At 68.1% G+C, this 17,111-nt stretch carries 16 protein-coding genes; 7 read left to right on the forward strand and 9 right to left on the reverse strand.

Translation table 11 applies throughout. From position 1 onward, the window contains the following. From N415_RS32280 to N415_RS17190, 3 genes are all read right to left on the reverse strand, one after another. On the reverse strand, positions 1-394 hold a 394-nt coding region (locus tag N415_RS32280; protein ID WP_204366829.1), incomplete at its 3' end, for a hypothetical protein. 89 nt (positions 395-483) lie between these two features. Next, a complete protein-coding gene (locus tag N415_RS17185) occupies positions 484-966 on the reverse strand; it encodes a hypothetical protein (protein WP_068184489.1) in 483 nt (160 codons plus the stop codon). Then, positions 966-1,535: a class I SAM-dependent methyltransferase gene (locus N415_RS17190; RefSeq protein WP_068184356.1), complete on the reverse strand. Its 570-nt coding sequence runs from the start codon at positions 1,533-1,535 to the stop codon at positions 966-968. The genes N415_RS17185 and N415_RS17190 overlap by 1 nt, the downstream gene beginning before the upstream one ends. Before the next feature lie 49 nt (positions 1,536-1,584). On the opposite strand from N415_RS17190, the gene N415_RS17195 reads away from it, so the two are divergent. After that, on the forward strand, positions 1,585-2,973 hold the full coding sequence (locus N415_RS17195) for a DNA polymerase IV (RefSeq protein WP_161630322.1): 1,389 nt from the start codon (positions 1,585-1,587) through the stop codon (positions 2,971-2,973). Here N415_RS17195 and N415_RS17200 read toward each other — a convergent pair. Continuing rightward, on the reverse strand, positions 2,938-3,897 hold the full coding sequence (locus N415_RS17200; protein ID WP_068184363.1) for an asparaginase: 960 nt from the start codon (positions 3,895-3,897) through the stop codon (positions 2,938-2,940). The two genes, N415_RS17195 and N415_RS17200, sit on opposite strands and share 36 nt — an antisense overlap. Between N415_RS17200 and lspA the strand changes: the two genes are divergently transcribed. Beyond that, positions 3,896-4,513 carry a signal peptidase II gene (lspA, locus tag N415_RS17205; RefSeq protein WP_152531444.1) on the forward strand — a complete coding sequence of 206 codons (618 nt, stop codon included), beginning with the start codon at positions 3,896-3,898 and terminating at the stop codon, positions 4,511-4,513. The genes N415_RS17200 and lspA overlap by 2 nt on opposite strands. Then, on the forward strand, positions 4,513-5,439 hold the full coding sequence (locus N415_RS17210) for an RluA family pseudouridine synthase (protein ID WP_068184365.1): 927 nt from the start codon (positions 4,513-4,515) through the stop codon (positions 5,437-5,439). The genes lspA and N415_RS17210 overlap by 1 nt, the downstream gene beginning before the upstream one ends. An 80-nt stretch (positions 5,440-5,519) precedes the next feature. On the opposite strand, the gene N415_RS17215 is transcribed toward N415_RS17210, so the two are convergent. Both N415_RS17215 and N415_RS17220 read right to left on the reverse strand, forming a co-directional pair. Beyond that, the gene (locus tag N415_RS17215; protein ID WP_068184367.1) at positions 5,520-6,278 is read right to left on the reverse strand and encodes a class I SAM-dependent methyltransferase; all 759 of its coding nucleotides are present in this window, start codon (positions 6,276-6,278) and stop codon (positions 5,520-5,522) included. A gap of 51 nt (positions 6,279-6,329) precedes the next feature. Further along, positions 6,330-6,734: a group 1 truncated hemoglobin gene (locus N415_RS17220; RefSeq protein WP_068184371.1), complete on the reverse strand. Its 405-nt coding sequence runs from the start codon at positions 6,732-6,734 to the stop codon at positions 6,330-6,332. 222 nt (positions 6,735-6,956) lie between these two features. On the opposite strand from N415_RS17220, the gene N415_RS17225 reads away from it, so the two are divergent. From N415_RS17225 to N415_RS17235, 3 genes are all read left to right on the forward strand, one after another. Next, positions 6,957-7,976, forward strand: a complete 1,020-nt coding sequence (locus tag N415_RS17225) for an SDR family NAD(P)-dependent oxidoreductase (RefSeq protein ID WP_068184373.1) — start codon at positions 6,957-6,959, stop codon at positions 7,974-7,976. 4 nt (positions 7,977-7,980) lie between these two features. Beyond that, positions 7,981-8,784: an SDR family oxidoreductase gene (locus tag N415_RS17230; RefSeq protein WP_068184376.1), complete on the forward strand. Its 804-nt coding sequence runs from the start codon at positions 7,981-7,983 to the stop codon at positions 8,782-8,784. 88 nt (positions 8,785-8,872) lie between these two features. Further along, positions 8,873-9,304 carry an SRPBCC family protein gene (locus tag N415_RS17235; RefSeq protein WP_068184379.1) on the forward strand — a complete coding sequence of 144 codons (432 nt, stop codon included), beginning with the start codon at positions 8,873-8,875 and terminating at the stop codon, positions 9,302-9,304. On the opposite strand, the gene N415_RS17240 is transcribed toward N415_RS17235, so the two are convergent. The 3 genes from N415_RS17240 to N415_RS17250 form a co-directional block, all read right to left on the reverse strand. Beyond that, positions 9,252-12,188 carry an MMPL family transporter gene (locus N415_RS17240; RefSeq protein WP_068184382.1) on the reverse strand — a complete coding sequence of 979 codons (2,937 nt, stop codon included), beginning with the start codon at positions 12,186-12,188 and terminating at the stop codon, positions 9,252-9,254. The genes N415_RS17235 and N415_RS17240 overlap by 53 nt on opposite strands. Next, positions 12,185-12,631: an MmpS family transport accessory protein gene (locus tag N415_RS17245; RefSeq protein WP_193376466.1), complete on the reverse strand. Its 447-nt coding sequence runs from the start codon at positions 12,629-12,631 to the stop codon at positions 12,185-12,187. Before N415_RS17245 ends, N415_RS17240 begins: the two co-directional genes overlap by 4 nt. 118 nt (positions 12,632-12,749) lie before the next feature. Then, complete coding sequence (locus N415_RS17250) at positions 12,750-13,358, reverse strand: TetR/AcrR family transcriptional regulator (protein ID WP_068184385.1); 609 nt, start codon at positions 13,356-13,358, stop codon at positions 12,750-12,752. Between the two features lie 100 nt (positions 13,359-13,458). Between N415_RS17250 and dnaE the strand changes: the two genes are divergently transcribed. After that, a complete protein-coding gene (gene dnaE / locus N415_RS17255) occupies positions 13,459-17,004 on the forward strand; it encodes a DNA polymerase III subunit alpha (protein ID WP_068184386.1) in 3,546 nt (1,181 codons plus the stop codon). Positions 17,005-17,111: the final 107 nt, after the last annotated feature.

Consider the following 17,111-nt stretch of genomic DNA (forward strand, 5'->3'; position numbering starts at 1 on the left):
GGGCACCCCGCCCGACGCGCCGGCCGACCCCGGCACCCCGCCGCCACCGCCGAACGTGACGGTGAACATCCCGCCGGTGGTGGTGCCCGTGCCCATACCCGTTCCGGTGCCGTCGGACCATGATGGCGATCACCCGAGTGGCGGCGGCCAGCAGCAGGGCGGTGGTCAGCAGCAAGGTGGCGGTCAGCAGCAGGGCGGTGGTCAGCAGCAAGGGGGCGGCCAGCAGCAGGGCGGCGGTCAGCAGCAGGGTGGTGGCAAGCAGCAAGGTGGCGGCCACGGACCGATCGAGTGCCTGGCCTGCCAGCAGCATCCGATCCAGCAGCAACCGATTCACCCGCAGCCGATTCAGCAGCAGCCGGTCCACCCGCAGCCGGTCCAGCAACAGCCGCTCCACCCGCAGGTGATCCCGGGCAAGAAGTGACGGTGGGGCGTAGGGCGAGGCCGGAGGTGAGCCGGTCTCGCCCTTTCGCTTGCCGCGAATGGCTAGCGGGCTCGGAGCGCGCGGTGGGCGTGCGGCCAGAACGGCATGCCGGCCACGACGGTCGCGCCGGTGGCGATGACCCCGACCGCGACGTCGACGCTCTCGCGGCCCTCCCGCGCCCAATAAACGTCCTTGAGGTCCAGCAGCAGGGCCAGCTCGTCGACGATCATCGCGTTCGCGGCACCATAGGCGACCGCCGCCGCGGGGTGTCGTCGCTGCCTTTCGGTCCCGCGCAGACCCACGCCGGCCACCGTCGCCAGCATCGCAATACCGATGTTGTAGTGGTGAAAGTGCTTGCCGCCCAAGTTCATACCGCCACCCGCCGGTCCGTGGCCGGCACGGATCCAGTGGGTGAGCCCGCGCAGTCCGGCGAACGTGAGCGTGAACGACGACCAGGCCAGAACCGTGGCCTGCTCACCGGGTTCCAGCCGCTCGTCCCATTGGCGGCGTAACCGCGCCCATCGTGATGGCGCCGCGTCAACCATCAGGCGCCCTTGACCGCCCGCCAACGCTGCCTGCCGCCGCGGACCTCGACCTCAACATCGCGAAAACCCGCCGCCCGCAAGCGATCCGGCAAGGTTTCCGGAGAAACCGTGTTGCACGTGTCGCGGAAGTGCAGGAGGCGGAACCGCAGCGACGTCACACTGTCGCTGCCGGCGAAGACGCCGCCGGGCCGGAGCACCCGGAACGCCTCGGCGAACAGCCGGTCCTGCAGCTCCGCGGTCGGCACGTGATGCAGCATCGTGAACGACACCACCGAGCTGAACTCGTTGTCCGGCAACCCGGTATCGGTGCCGTCGGCGTTGATGATGCGGGCCCGATCGCCGTAGAGCCGCTGCAGTCGCTGCGCCATCGGGGTGTCGATCTCCACCGAGGTCAGTCTCGGCGCCTTGTCGACCAGCACCCGCAGGATCGCGCCGTAACCGGGTCCGATCTCGAGCGTGTTATCGCCCAGCTCCACACCGGCCAGCGCCCACGGCAGCAGGTCGTCTTCCACCTGCTTCGCCCAGCGATCCGAGCTGCAAATCCGTCGGTGCGCGAGGTTCATTGCCATAGCCAAAGACGTTATCCCAATAGCATTTGCAGTTGTGGAGTCCCGCTGGGTGCTGCACCTGGACATGGACGCGTTTTTCGCCTCCGTCGAACAACTCACCCGACCGACCCTGCGGGGGCGGCCGGTGCTGGTCGGCGGCCTGGGCGGGCGGGGCGTCGTGGCCGGCGCCAGCTACGAGGCCCGCGTGTTCGGTGCGCGGTCGGCCATGCCTATGCATCAGGCCCGCCGGCTGATCGGCGTGACCGCCGTGGTGCTGCCGCCGCGCGGCGTGGTGTACGGGGTGGCGAGCCGCCGGGTCTTCGACACCGTGCGCCGGTTGATACCAGTCGTCGAGCAGCTGTCCGTCGACGAGGGTTTCGGGGAGCCGACGCAGCTCGCCGGGGCGACGGCCGACGACGTCGAGGCGTTCTGCGAGGAGTTGCGGCGGCGCATTCGCGACGAGACCGGCCTGGTCGCGTCGGTCGGTGCGGGCTCGGGCAAGCAGATCGCCAAGATCGCGTCCGGACTGGCCAAACCCGATGGCGTGCGGGTGGTCGGGCGCGCAGAGGAGCAAGCGCTGCTGGGCGGGTTGCCGGTGCGGCGGCTGTGGGGCATCGGCCCGGTCGCCGAGGAGAAGCTGAACCGGCTGGGCATCGAGACCATCGGGCAGCTGGCCGCGCTGACCGACGCCGAGGTGGCCAACATCCTGGGCGCGACGGTCGGGCCGGCGCTGCACCGCCTGGCCCGCGGCATCGACGACCGCCCCGTCGCCGAGCGCGCGGTGGCCAAGCAGATCAGCGCCGAGTCCACCTTCGCCGCGGACCTGACCAGCCTCGAGCAGCTGCGCGACGCGATCGACCCCATCGCCGAGCACGCCCACCAGCGCCTGCTGCGCGACGGCCGCGGCGCGCGCACCGTCACGGTGAAGCTGAAGAAGTCCGACATGAGCACGCTGACCCGCTCGGCGACGTTGCCCTACGCGACCACCGAGGCCGGCGCCCTTACCGCGGTGGCCCGCCGGCTGCTGCTAGACCCGCGCGAAATCGGGCCGATTCGCCTTCTCGGCGTGGGGTTTTCGGGATTGAGCGACGTCCGCCAGGAATCGCTGTTCCCCGACCTCGAATTGTCAGCGGAGACTTCCGACCAGCAGCACATCGAGACCGCGACCGAGGCCATGTTCGCGCCGGCGACGGAGGAGGCCTCGCCCTGGCGGATCGGCGACGATGTGGCGCACCGCGAATTCGGTCACGGCTGGGTGCAGGGCGCCGGCCATGGCGTGGTGACGGTGCGCTTCGAGACCCGCGGATCGGGCCCGGGGCAGGCGCGCACCTTTCCCGCCGACACCGCCGACCTCGCCGGCGCCAACCCGGTCGACTCGCTGGACTGGCCGGATTATCTCGGCGCGCTGCAGGCCGACGCGCTGCTAACCCCAACGGTCGATGACGTCGGCGACGGGTAGCCCCGCGGCCAGCGCGGCCATCATCAGCACCCGCGCCTGCGGCGGCCGCAGCCGCGGCACCATCACCGCGCCCGCGGTGGCCATGTCGTGGCCGGGACCGTAACTCGCGCCGACCCGCCCGCCCGGGACCCGGGTGGACACCGCGATGTTCACTCCCTCGCGGCAGTGCCGGCGCACCCCGTCGACGACCGCCGCTCCCGCGTTGCCCGAACCAAGCGCCTCGAGCACCACGCCCCGCGCGCCGGCGGCCACGCAGGCGTCCAGCGCCACCGAGTCGCTCCCGAGATATGCCGCCACGATGTCGACCCGGGGAGCGCCGGCGGCGTCGAGATCGCCCAGGTACGGGCGCGTCTTGGGCCCGGTCAGGGTCACGCCGCCGCGGTCCACCCTGCCGACCAGTTCGCCGGCGAACCCGCTGAGGTCCTCGGTGGCCACCTTGTGCATGCCCAGCGGTTGCAGCACCCGGCCGGCGAAACACACCAGCACCCCCAGGTCACGGGCGGCCGGGCTGGCCGCGACCGCAAGCGCGTCGCGCAGATTCGCGGGGCCGTCGGCGTCGGGGGCGTCGGCGCTGCGCATGGCGCCGGTGAGCACCACCGGGACGTTGCCCGCGTGGGTGAGATCCAGCCAGAGCGCGCTCTCTTCCATCGTGTCGGTGCCATGGGTGACGACCACACCGTCGGCGCCGCCGTCGATCGCGGCCCGCACGGCGATGCGGATGTTGTCCCAGTCGGCGGGCGTCAGCTCGGAGCTGTCGAGGGCCAGCAGGTCGACGACGTCCACGTCGAGACCCGACGTGAGGTCCGCCCCGCTGTACGCCGGTCGCCGCACCCCGCCGGCCCCTTTGCCGGTCGAGATCGTGCCGCCGGTGGCGATGACGGTGAGCCGGGCCGTCGAGGAAGTCACGGTGGCATCATCGCGCATGTTCGGGTTGGGGGATGATGGTGACGTGTCCGACGAACCAGCAGGACCGGCCCCGGAGGTGGCCGAACCCGAACCCGCACCCGCCAAGCCGCCGAGGCGGCTGCGCCTGCTGCTGTCGGTCGCGGCGGTGGTGCTGAGCCTGGACATCGTGACCAAGGTGCTGGCTGTCAAACTGCTGCCGCCCGGCCAGCCGGTGTCGATCATCGGCGACACCGTGACGTGGACGTTGGTGCGCAATTCGGGTGCCGCGTTCTCGATGGCCACCGGATACACCTGGGTGCTGACGCTGATCGCGACGGGTGTGGTGGTTGGCATCTTCTGGATGGGGCGGCGGCTGGTGTCGCCGTGGTGGGCCGTCGGGCTCGGCATGATCCTCGGCGGCGCGATGGGCAACCTGGTTGATCGGTTCTTCCGGTCGCCCGGGCCGCTGCGCGGCCATGTCGTGGATTTCCTGTCGGTCGGCTGGTGGCCGGTGTTCAACGTCGCCGACCCCTCCGTGGTCGGCGGGGCCATCCTGTTGGTGGTGCTGTCGGTTTTCGGCTACGACTTCGATGCCGTGGGCCGCCGAAAGCCCAACGGGGATGCCGTGGCCCGCCGCAAGGCCGATCAGCACTGATGACCGAACGTTCGATGCCCGTCCCGGAGGGATTGGCGGGCATGCGTGTTGACGCCGGGCTGTCGCGGCTGTTGGGGCTGTCGCGGACCGCGGCGGCGGCGCTGGCCGAGGACGGCGGCGTCGAATTGGACGGTGTGCAGGCCGGCAAGTCCGACCGCCTGACGAGCGGCGCCTGGCTACACGTGCGGCTGCCCGACGCGCCGGCGCCGCTGGAAAACACGCCCGTCGACATCGAGGGCATGACCATCCTGTATTCCGACGACGACATCGTCGCGGTCGACAAACCCGCGACGGTGGCCGCGCACGCGTCGGTCGGCTGGACCGGACCCACGGTGCTCGGCGGCCTGGCCGCCGCCGGTTACCGGATCACCACATCCGGCGTGCCGGAGCGCCAGGGCATCGTGCATCGTCTCGACGTCGGGACCTCCGGGGTGATGGTGGTGGCGCTCTCCGAGCGCGCCTACACGATGCTCAAGCGGGCGTTCAAGCAGCGCACCGTCGACAAGCGCTACCACGCGCTGGTGCAGGGCCACCCGGACCCGTCCAGCGGGACCATCGACGCGCCGATCGGGCGGCACCGCGGCGGCGAATGGAAATTCGCGGTCACCAAGGACGGCCGGCACAGCCTCACCCACTACGACACGCTGGAAGCCCACGTCGCCGCCAGCCTGCTCGACGTGCACCTGGAAACCGGACGCACGCATCAGATCCGGGTGCACTTCTCCGCGCTGCACCACCCCTGCTGCGGCGACCTCGTCTATGGCGCCGACCCGAAACTGGCGAAAAGGCTTGGGCTGGAACGGCAATGGCTGCACGCGCGTTCGCTGGCCTTCGCCCACCCGGCCGACGGCCGGCGAATCGAAATCGTCAGCCCCTACCCGCCGGATCTGCAGCACGCGCTGGACGTGCTGCGCGACGAGGGCTGATCAGTTCGTCGACCCTGTAATTTTGCAGGCCGTCTCTCGCACTTCTTCTGCAGATTTACAGGCTCGCGGATACCGATGGGTCAGCCGGGCTTGCGCGCCTCGACCAGCACCCGCGTCGGGTGCGCGACGAACCGCCCGTCGGCCTCGATCCGCTCGTGCAGTTCCCGCAGCCGGTCCCGATAGCGCTCGACGGTGAAGTCCGGCACCGTCCACACCACCTTGCGCAGAAAGTAGACGACGGCGCCGATGTCGAAGAACTCGGCGCGCAGCCGCTCCATGCGCACGTCGACGACCTCCAGCCCCGCGGCCTGCACCTGCGCGCGCACGGCGTCCGGGTGAAATTCGGCCCATTTCTCGGGCTGCGGTCCGATGAAGTACTCGACCAGCTCGCCCATGGTGGCGGGACCGATGTGCTGCGCGAAGTAGGTGCCGCCCGGCCGGAGCACCCGAAGAATCTCCTTCCACCACACGGAGATCGGGTGGCGGGTGGTCACCAGGTCGAACGCCTCGTCGGCGAACGGCAACGGCGGCTCGTCGCGCATCGCCACGAGCACCACCCCGAGCGGATGCAGGCGTTTGGTCGCCAGGGCCGCGTTGGGCGGCCAGGTCTCGATCGCCGCCATGGTCGGCGGGAACGGCCCCGCCCCGGCCAACACCTCGCCCCCTCCGGTGTGGATGTCCAGAGCGGCCGACACCGTCGCCAAGCGGCCGCTCAACAGCCGCTGGAAGCCCCAGGACGGTCGTTCCTCGGTCGCGCGGCCGTCGAGCCAGGAGAAGTCCCAGCCGTCAACGTTGACCGAGTCGGCTTCGGCCACCAGATCTTCGAATGTGCGGGGCATGCATTGCATTCTCACCGACACGTCGATCGGGTGCCATCGCCCTCCAGACGCTCAAACCTTGGTGGTTTCCCCCGACGCGATCTCGGGCGCCAGCGGCGCGATGGCGCTGAGGATTTCGGTGACCGTCACGGCGGGAACCCCCGCGGCGGCGAGCGCGTCGGCCAGGTGCCCGGCCACCAGGTTGAAGTGATGCATGGTGATGCCGCGGCCCTGGTGCACCTGTTTCATCGGCGCTCCGGTGTACGGCTCTGGGCCGCCGAGCGCGGCCGCGAAGAACTCGGCCTGTTTGCCCTTGAGGCGGTTCATGTTGGTCCCGGTGAAAAAGCCTGCCAGTTGGTTGTCGGCGAGCACGCGAACGTAGAAGTCCTCGACGACCGCTTCGATGGCCTCGTGTCCGCCGATCCGGTCGTAGATGGTGTGCGGCTCCGGTTTGCGGAAGTGCGCCAGCATTTTCATAACGCCGATTGGAACATTTGGGCATTGCCCGTCAGTTAGTCCGTGGTCACACCCGGATTACCCTGTGTAACAAGCCGATTGCCCTCGGATGGCCGTGGTGTGGCCGCCCGGGTGAGCTGCCGGACCGGAGTTCACATGGCGGCAATCCGCCTCTGCCGGCCGGCCGATGCCCTAGGTTGGTTTTATGACCCACGTCACATTGCCCCTCAGGAGCGACAGCCGATGAATCTGCTTGGCGACTTGACCCACATGGTGGAAAAGCCGTTTGCGGCGGTCTCCAACATCATCAACACCCCCAACTCGGCGGGGCGATATCGACCGTTCTACTTACGGAACCTGCTGGACGCGGTGCAGGGCCGCACGCTGCGCGACGCCGTGGAGGGCTGCACCGTCCTCATCACGGGAGGGTCGTCGGGTATCGGCGCCGCCGCCGCCAAGAAGATCGCGGAAGCGGGCGGCGTGGTGGTGCTGGTGGCCCGAACCCGGGAGAACCTCGAGAAGGTCGCCTCGGAGATCGAAGGCGAGGGCGGCACCGCCCACATCTACCCGTGCGACCTGACCGACATGGACGCCATCGCCACGATGGCCGATCAGGTGCTCGACGACCTCGGCGGCGTCGACATCCTCATCAACAACGCGGGGCGCTCGATCCGGCGATCGCTGGAGCTGTCGTACGACCGCATCCACGACTACCAGCGGACCATGCAACTGAACTACCTCGGCGCGGTCCAGCTCATCCTCAAGTTCATCCCGGGCATGCGGGAGCGCGGCTTCGGCCAGATCATCAACGTTTCCTCGGTCGGCGTGCAGACCCGCGCGCCGCGCTTCGGCGCCTACATCGCCAGCAAGGCCGCCCTCGACAGCCTGTGCGACGCGCTGCAGGCCGAAGTGGTCAACGACGACGTCAAGTTCACCACCGTGCACATGGCGCTGGTGCGCACGCCGATGATCAGCCCGACCACGATGTACGACAAGTTCCCGGCGCTGACGCCCGACCAGGCGGCCGGTGTGATCACGGACGCGATCGTGCACCGCCCCCGCCGCGCTAGCTCGCCGTTCGGGCAGTTCGCCGCCGTCGTCGACGCCGTCAACCCCGCGGTGATGGACCGCGTCCGCAACCGCGCGTTCGCCATGTTCAAAGACTCCGACGCGGCCAAGGGCGGCGAATCATCCAGCGACGCAGAGCCTTTCGATAAGCGGAGCGAGACGTTTGTCCGCGCGACCCGAGGGATACATTGGTGAAACCATGAGCCTTCCGAAACCCGACACCGACACCACCGTCGTCATCACCGGCGCCTCTTCCGGCATCGGCGCCGAACTGGCCCGCGGCCTGGCCCGCCGCGGCTTCCCGCTGTTGCTGGTCGCGCGGCGCCGCGACCGCCTCGACGACCTCGCCAACGAGGTGGGCCAGGAATACTCCGTGGCCGTCGAGGTCCTGCCGCTGGACCTCAGCGACGCCAAGGGTCGCGCGAAGCTGGCGGACCGGCTCCGCACCGAGCCGATCGCCGGCCTGTGCAACAGCGCCGGTTTCGGCACCAGCGGCATCTTCCACGAATTGCCGCTCGAGCGTGAAAGCGAAGAGGTGACCCTCAACTCGCTCGCCCTGATGGAGCTCACCCACGCCGCGCTGCCGGGCATGGTGGAGCGCGGCGCGGGCGCCGTGTTGAACATCGCCTCGATCGCCGGGTTCCAGCCGCTGCCGTACATGGCGGTGTACTCGGCCACCAAGGCGTTCGTGCAGACGTTTTCCGAAGCCATTCACGAGGAGCTGCACGGGACGGGGGTGTCGGTGACCGTCCTGTGTCCGGGCCCAGTGCCCACCGAGTGGGCCGAGATCGCCAACGCCGAGCGGTTCAGCATCCCGGTGGCGCAGGTCTCGCCGCACGACGTCGCCGAGGCGGCGATCGGCGGGATGCTGGCCGGCAAGCGCAGCGTGGTGCCGGGCATCGTGCCCAAGGTCGTCAGCACCGGCGGCCGGTTCGTGCCGCGGACATTGCTGCTGCCCGGGCTGCGGATCGGGAACCGATTCCGCGGCGGGCCCAGCCACTAGTACGTTCCGATCGCCGAGTGTCACGCCAGCGTGACATTGAGCGCCGAGCGTCACGCCAGCGTGGCGGTCGAGGTCATAGGAGAGAAACGTGGCCGCCGTTGAGATGACCGCCGACATGCCGATGGCCCCGCAGGAGATGTGGGACCACGTGTCGGACCTGTCGGAGCTGGGGGAATGGCTGGTGCTTCACGAGGGCTGGCGCAGCGAGCTGCCCGACGAGATCACCGAGGGCACCCAGATCGTCGGCGTCGCGCGTTCCAAAGGTCTGCGCAACCGGGTGACCTGGACGGTGACCAAGTGGGATCCGCCGCACGAGGTGGCGATGTCGGGATCGGGCAAGGGCGGGGCGAAATACGCCGTCACGCTCTCCGTGCGGCCCGCCGGGGGCGGGTCGACGCTGGGCCTGTGTCTCGAGCTGGGCGGGCGCGCGTTGTTCGGCCCGGTGGGCTCGGCCGCGGCCCGCGCGGTCAAGGGAGACGTGCAGAAGTCGCTGAAGCAGTTTCTCGATCTGTACGGGTAGGCATCACCGCGGTGTCGTCGTCGTCCCACAGCAGCAGCTGACGCACCGAGGCGCGCGACCCGTAGGGCTGCAGCATCGTGCTGGCCGGGCGCGGGCGCACCCGTTGGGGCCACCAGAACCAGCGTCCGAGAAGCGTTGCGACGGAGGGCGTCATGAAGGAACGCACGATCAGCGTGTCGAACAACAAACCAAGGCCGATGGTCGTCCCGATTTGGCCGAGCACCTGAAAACCGCTGAACACGAATGCGCACATGGTGACCGCGAAGACCAGCCCGGCCGAGGTGACCACCGAACCGGAACCGGCCATCGAGCGAATGATGCCGGTCTTGAGACCGGCGTGGATCTCCTCCTTGAACCGGGAGATCAACAGCAGGTTGTAGTCGGATCCGACCGCCAACAGCAGGATCACCGCCAGCGCCAGCACGACCCAATAAAGCTTGATGCCGAACAGGTACTGCCACACCAGCACCGACAACCCGAACGAGGCCCCCAGCGAAAGGGCCACCGTCCCAACGATGACGAGCGCCGCGACCAGGCTGCGCGTGATGATCAGCATGATCAGCAGGATGAGCGCCAGCGCGGCGAATCCCACGATGAACAGGTCGTACTTGGCGCCGTCCTGGATGTCCTTGTATGTCGCGGCCGTGCCGCCGACATAGATCTTGGCGTCAGCCATCGGCGTGCCCTTCAGGGCCTCGTGCGCGGCGTTGACGATCGGGTCGATGTGTGAGATGCCTTGCGGCGTAGCGGGATCACCGTCATGGGTGACGATCAGCCGGGCCGCCTTGCCGTCGGGGCTGAGGAACAGTTTCAGCCCTCGCTTGAAGTCGGGGTTGTTGAACACCTCGGGCGGCAGGTAGAAGCTGTCGTCGTTCTTCGCGGTGTCGAAGGCCTGGCCCAGCGCCGTCGCGTTGTCGATCGCGGCCTGCGTCTGCGCGTTGATGCCGGCCTGGGTGGCGTGGCTCGCCAGCGCCAGCTCACGGTTGGTCTCCTGGCTGTCGATCTGCGGCGGTATCAGCGCCACCAGTTTCGGCTGCAGCGCGTCGAGCTTGTCCAGGGTGGCCGTGAGGTTCTCAAACTTCTCGGTGAGCTGGTCGACGCCGTCGAGCGCGTCCAGGACCGAGCGGATGGCCCAGCAGGCGGGGATGTCGAAGCAATGCCTCTCCCAATAGAAATAGCTGCGGATCGGCCGGAAGAAGTCGTCGAAGTTCGCGATCTTGTCCCGCAGGTCCCGGATCGTGTCGACGGTGTCGTGAAAGCTCTGCGTCTCGCTGTGGGTGGCGTCGGCCAGCTGCTGCTGCAGGGCGTACTGCTGCTTGAGGATGTTGATCGTCTTCGCCAACTCGCCGGCCTGCTTGAGCAGGTCGTCCGCTCGATCCCGTTGGTAGGTCAGGTTTTCCTGCTGGGCGGCGCTCTGATTGCTGATCACGAACGCGAGCGAGCTGTGAATCAGCGGGGTTCCCAACGGCCGGGTGATGGTCTGCACCTGCGCGACGCCGGGGACATGGAACACCGCCTTGGCCACCCGGTCCAGGATCAGCATGTCGGCCGGGTTGCGCATGTCGTGATCCGTTTCGACCATGAGCAATTCGGGCTCCAGGCGGGCGCGGGAGAAGTGCCGCTCGGCCGCGGTGTAACCGATGTTGGCCGGGGCGCTGGCGGGCATATACGGCCGGGTGTCATAGCTCGTCTTGTATCCGGGCAGGGCCAGCAGGCCCACCAGGGCGAGGGCGCATGCGGCGGTGAGCATGGGGGCGGGCCAGCGCACGATGGCGGTGCCGATCCGCCGCCAACCGCGGGTCCGCATCACGCGCTTCGGATCGAACATACCCAGCGCGGAGCCCAGGGTGAGCACCGCCGGGCCCAGCGTGAGCGAGGCGAAAAGCGCGACGAGGATGCCGAGAGCGGCTGGGATGCCCAGGCTTTGGAAGTAGGGCAGTCGGGTGAAGCTCAGACAGAAGACCGCGCCGGCGACGGTCAGCCCCGAGCCCAGGACGATATGGGCCGTTCCGCGGTACATGGTGTGGTAGGCGGTTTCCTTGTCCTCGCCGGTCCCGCGCGCCTCCTGATAGCGGCCGACGAAAAATATCGCGTAGTCGGTCCCGGCGGCGATCACCAGCAACGTGAGGAGGTTCGTCGCGTACGTGGACAACCCGATGATCCCGGCGTTGCCCAGGAAGGCGACGATTCCCCGGGCCGCGGACATTTCGATGAGGACGGTGAAAAGCACGAGCAGCATCGTGAAGAAGGAACGGTAGACGAACAGCAACATCACCGCGATCACCCCTACGGTGATCGCCGTGACCTTCGCGGTGCCCTTGCTGCCGACGTCGAACTGATCGGAGATCAGCGGCGCAGCGCCGGTCACATAGACCTTGATGCCGGGCGGGGGCTGCATGTGCTCGACGATGTCGCGGACTGCGCCGACGCCCTCGTTGGCCAACGCCGAGCCCTGGTTGCCCGCCAGGAACAGCTGGACGTAAGCCGCCTTGCCGTCGTTGCTCTGCGACCCCGCCGCGGTCAGGGTGTCGCCCCAGAAGTCCTGAACGTGCTCGACGTGCTTCTTGTCCTGCTCGAGCTTGCGGATCATCGCGTCGTAGAACTTGTGCGCGTCCGCGCCGAGCGGCTTGTCGCCTTCCAGGACGATCATCGCCTGGCTGTCGGTGTCGAATTCCTGAAACTTCTGGCCGATGCGCTTGATCGCCTTCAACGACGGAGCGTCGGGGGAGTTCAGCGCCACATTGTGGGTCTTTCCCACATCTTCCAGCTGCGGCACCGCGATGTTGGTGATCGCGGCGAGCGCGATCCAGAACAGCAGGATCGGCAGCGCGAGCCGGCGGATGATATGCGGCACGCGGGGCCGCTTCTCTTCGTAGTTGCTCATCCCGACTTATCCAGGCAGAAGGTGTAGGCGTCGACTTGGTTCACTGTGCGTTCGTCCTTTACCTCACCGTTGACGGTGATCCGGCAGCCGAGGGTGTCCCCGGTGCCCTGCGCCACCACGTTGCCGATCACTGCGGGCTCGGTCGAGGTGATGGTGTACGACCAGGGGAGTGGCGCGTTCTTGACTTGCTGCGGTTGAGCGTTGACGTCGAGATAGTTGATGGTCGCCACGGCGCCCGGCGCGCCGAAGACCTCGAGGACCACCTTTTTGGGGTTGAACGGGACGATTTCTTGGGCCAGGCCGCTGTTGGCGGAGACGTTGGAGTGGGAGCCGAAGATTCCGTGCAGGCGGTAGATGGCGAACCCCGTCAGCGCGACGACGAGCACCGCGACCAGCGGAATCCATCCCCGTCTGACGAGGGACATGATCGAAATCCCCTTCACCCCTAGGACATTCGATACGCGGGCGCGACGGTCACGCGGCTCCTGCGAGCGTGGCCGTCGGATATGACCCTACGGTACTGACCAGTACTGCACAAGAGACGTGACCGTACACTTTGTATCAATTTTCCTGATATCCCCCGGACCGGGTGAGGCCCGGCAGGATGAAGCCGTCAACCAGGGCTTGCACCGTGTGACGGTCGGGCGCCTGCCCGGGGATGATCGAGCGGAATATCAGGTATCCGGGCAACAGGTCCCACAGCTCGTCGGCGACCGCGCCCTCGCGGATCTCGCCGCGGTCGATCGCCTGACGCAGCACGTGCTGCAGCAGGGCCTTGCGCTGATCGAGGAACTGGTGCTGCAAGGCGTCCGCGAGGGCGGGATGGCGCGACGCCTCGACGAGCACCGCGCGGATGGTGCTGGCGAGCTGGGGGCCCTGCTGACAGATCTTGTCCCCGATATGCAGCAAGTCGCCGCGCAACGTGCCGGTCTCCGGCGGCACCGCGATCTGGCAGATGCCCTCGATGAATGCGGCCAACACCAATTCAGCCTTCGAGGGCCAGCGCCGGTACACCGTTGCCTTGCTGGCCCGGGCCTCGCTGGCCACGGCGTCCACCGTCAACCCGTCATAGCCGTGCTCCTGCAAGAGCCGCAAGGTCACCGCCAGCAGTTCGGCCTCTCGCGGCGACCACGGTGACGACACCACGTACGGGTCTGCAATCTGGGTCATAGCGCCACCTTAGATCCGCCCCGCCCAAACAGCGGAGTAAGAGACACACGACGCGACACGCCGGGGAAGCGTCGGTGGTCGGTCATACACTGGCGTCCCTATGAGCGGTTCATTTTCCGGGTCCTTCGTGCACCTGCATAACCACACCGAGTACTCGATGCTGGACGGTGCCGCGAAGATCGCGCCGATGCTCGCCGAGGTCGAGCGGCTGCAGATGCCCGCGGTCGGGATGACCGACCACGGCAACATGTTTGGCGCCAGCGAGTTCTACAACGAGGCGACCAAGGCCGGGATAAAGCCCATCATCGGCGTCGAGGCGTACATCGCGCCCGGTTCTCGCTTCGACACCCGCCGCGTCACCTGGGGCGATCCCAGCCAGAAGGCCGACGACGTCTCCGGCAGCGGCTCCTACACGCACCTGACCATGCTGGCCGAGAACGCCGCCGGCCTGCGCAACCTGTTCAAGCTGTCCTCGCTGGCCTCCTTCGAGGGTCAGTTGAGCAAATGGTCGCGCATGGACGCCGAGCTGATCGCCGAACACGCCGAGGGCATCATCATCACCACCGGCTGCCCGTCCGGGGAGGTGCAGACGCGGTTACGCCTGGGACACGACCGCGAGGCGCTGGAGTCGGCTGCGCGGTGGCGCGAGATCGTCGGGCCGGACAACTACTTCCTCGAGCTGATGGACCACGGGCTGACCATCGAGCGACGGGTCCGCGAGGGCCTGCTCGAGATCGGCCGGACGCTCAACATTCGCCCGCTGGCCACCAACGACTGCCACTACGTCACCCGCGACGCCGCCCACAACCACGAGGCGCTGCTGTGCGTGCAGACGGGCAAGACGCTGTCGGATCCCAACCGGTTCAAATTCGACGGCGACGGCTACTACCTCAAGTCGGCCGCCGAGATGCGCCAGATCTGGGACGACGAGGTGCCCGGCGCCTGCGACTCGACGCTGTTGATCGCCGAGCGGGTGCAGTCCTACGACGAGGTGTGGACGCCGCGCGACCGGATGCCGGTCTTCCCGGTGCCCGACGGGCACGACCAGGCGTCCTGGCTGCGCCACGAGGTGGACGCCGGGCTGGCCCGGCGGTTTCCCACGGGCCCGCCCGAGGGCTACGAGCAGCGGGCGGCCTACGAGATCGGGGTCATCTGCGACAAGGGTTTCCCGTCGTACTTCCTGATCGTCGCCGACCTGATCAACTACGCGCGGTCGGTGGGCATCCGGGTCGGGCCCGGCCGCGGTTCGGCCGCCGGATCCCTGGTGGCCTACGCGCTGGGCATCACCGACATCGACCCGATCCCGCACGGGCTGCTGTTCGAGCGGTTCCTCAACCCCGAGCGCACGTCGATGCCCGACATCGACATCGACTTCGACGACCGTCGCCGTGGTGAGATGGTGCGCTACGCCGCCGACAAGTGGGGCTCGGACCGGGTGGCCCAGGTCATCACCTTCGGTACCATCAAAACCAAAGCGGCGCTGAAGGATTCGGCGCGGATCCACTACGGCCAGCCGGGCTTCGCCATCGCTGACCGGATCACCAAGGCGCTGCCGCCGGCGATCATGGCCAAGGACATCCCGCTGTCGGGCATCACCGACCCGAACCACGAGCGCTACAAGGAGGCCGCCGAGGTCCGCGGGCTGATCGAAACCGACCCCGACGTCCGCACCATCTACCAGACCGCGCGCGGCCTGGAGGGCCTGATCCGTAACGCGGGCGTGCACGCCTGCGCGGTGATCATGAGCAGCGAGCCGCTGACGGAGGCGATCCCGCTGTGGAAGCGGCCGCAGGACGGCGCCATCATCACCGGATGGGACTACCCGTCCTGCGAGGCCATCGGTCTGCTGAAGATGGACTTCCTGGGGCTGCGCAACCTGACGATCATCGGCGACGCGATCGAGAACATCAAGGCCAACAAGGGAATTGACCTCGACCTGGAGTCCGTGCCGTTGGACGACAAGGCCACCTACGAGCTGCTGGGCCGCGGCGACACGCTCGGGGTGTTCCAGCTCGACGGCGGGCCCATGCGCGACCTGCTGCGCCGCATGCAACCGACCGGCTTCGAAGACGTCGTCGCCGTCATCGCGCTGTACCGGCCGGGCCCGATGGGCATGAACGCCCACAACGACTACGCCGACCGCAAGAACGGGCGCCAGGCGATCAAACCCATCCACCCCGAGCTCGAGGAACCGCTGCGCGAGATCCTCGCCGAGACCTACGGCCTGATCGTGTATCAGGAGCAGATCATGCGCATCGCGCAGAAGGTGGCCAGCTACTCGCTCGCCCGAGCCGACATCCTGCGCAAGGCGATGGGCAAGAAGAAGCGCGAGGTCCTGGAGAAGGAGTTCGAGGGTTTCTCCGACGGCATGAAGGCCAACGGCTTCTCCGCGGGGGCCATCAAGGCGTTGTGGGACACCATCCTTCCGTTCGCCGACTATGCTTTCAACAAGTCGCACGCCGCAGGCTACGGCATGGTCTCCTACTGGACGGCCTACCTCAAAGCCAACTATCCCGCCGAGTACATGGCCGGGCTATTGACGTCGGTCGGCGACGACAAGGACAAGGCGGCCGTCTACCTCGCCGACTGCCGCAAGCTGGGCATCACGGTGCTGCCGCCGGACGTCAACGAGTCCGGGCTGAACTTTGCGTCGGTGGGCGCCGACATCCGCTACGGGCTGGGCGCGGTGCGCAACGTCGGCGCCAACGTGGTGAGCTCGTTGATCAGCACCCGCGGCGAGAAGGGCAAGTTCACCGACTTCTCGGACTACCTCAACAAGATCGACGTCTCGGCGTGCAACAAGAAGGTCACCGAGTCGCTGATCAAGGCCGGCGCGTTCGATTCGCTCGGCCACGCCCGCAAGGGCCTGTTCCTGGTCCACACCGACGCCGTCGACTCCGTGCTGGGCACCAAGAAGGCCGAGGCGATGGGCCAGTTCGACCTGTTCGGCGGTGGCGAGGCCGGCACCACCGACTCGGTGTTCACCATCAAGGTGCCCGACGACGAGTGGGAGGACAAGCACAAGCTTGCCCTGGAGCGGGAGATGCTGGGGCTGTACGTGTCCGGGCATCCGCTCAACCGGGTCGCGCACCTGCTGGCCGCGCAGGTCGACACCGCGATCCCGGCGATCCTCGACGGCGACGTCCCCAACGACACCCAGGTGCGGGTGGGCGGCATCCTGGCTTCGGTGAACCGGCGGGTCAACAAGAACGGAATGCCCTGGGCCTCGGCGCAATTGGAGGATCTCACCGGTGGCATCGAGGTGATGTTCTTCCCGCACGCGTACTCCACGTTCGGCGCCGAGATCGTCGACGACGCCGTGGTGTTGATCAACGCCAAGGTCGCGATCCGCGACGACCGGATCGCGCTGATCGCCAACGAGCTTGTGGTGCCGGACTTTTCCAACGCCCAGCCGGACCGGCCGCTGGCGGTCAGCATGCCGACGCGCCAGTGCACCTTCGACAAGGTCAGCGCGCTCAAGCAGGTGCTGGCCCGTCACCCCGGCACGTCGCAGGTGCACCTGCGGCTGATCAGCGGGGACCGGATCACCACGCTCGAGCTGGACGCCTCGCTGCGGGTGACGCCGTCGCCGGCCCTGATGGGCGACCTCAAGGAGCTGCTGGGTCCGGGCTGCCTGGGCGTTTAGCGGCGATCGCAAGCGCGGCGAAGCCGGGCGAAGCGGGTCGCCGCCATCGATCAAGCGCGGCCGAGCCGGGCGAAGCGGTCGCCGCGGTGGAGCATTTCGACTAGGGC

Source organism: Mycobacterium sp. UM_CSW (assembly GCF_000455205.1).
Classification (GTDB): Bacteria; Actinomycetota; Actinomycetes; order Mycobacteriales; family Mycobacteriaceae; genus Mycobacterium.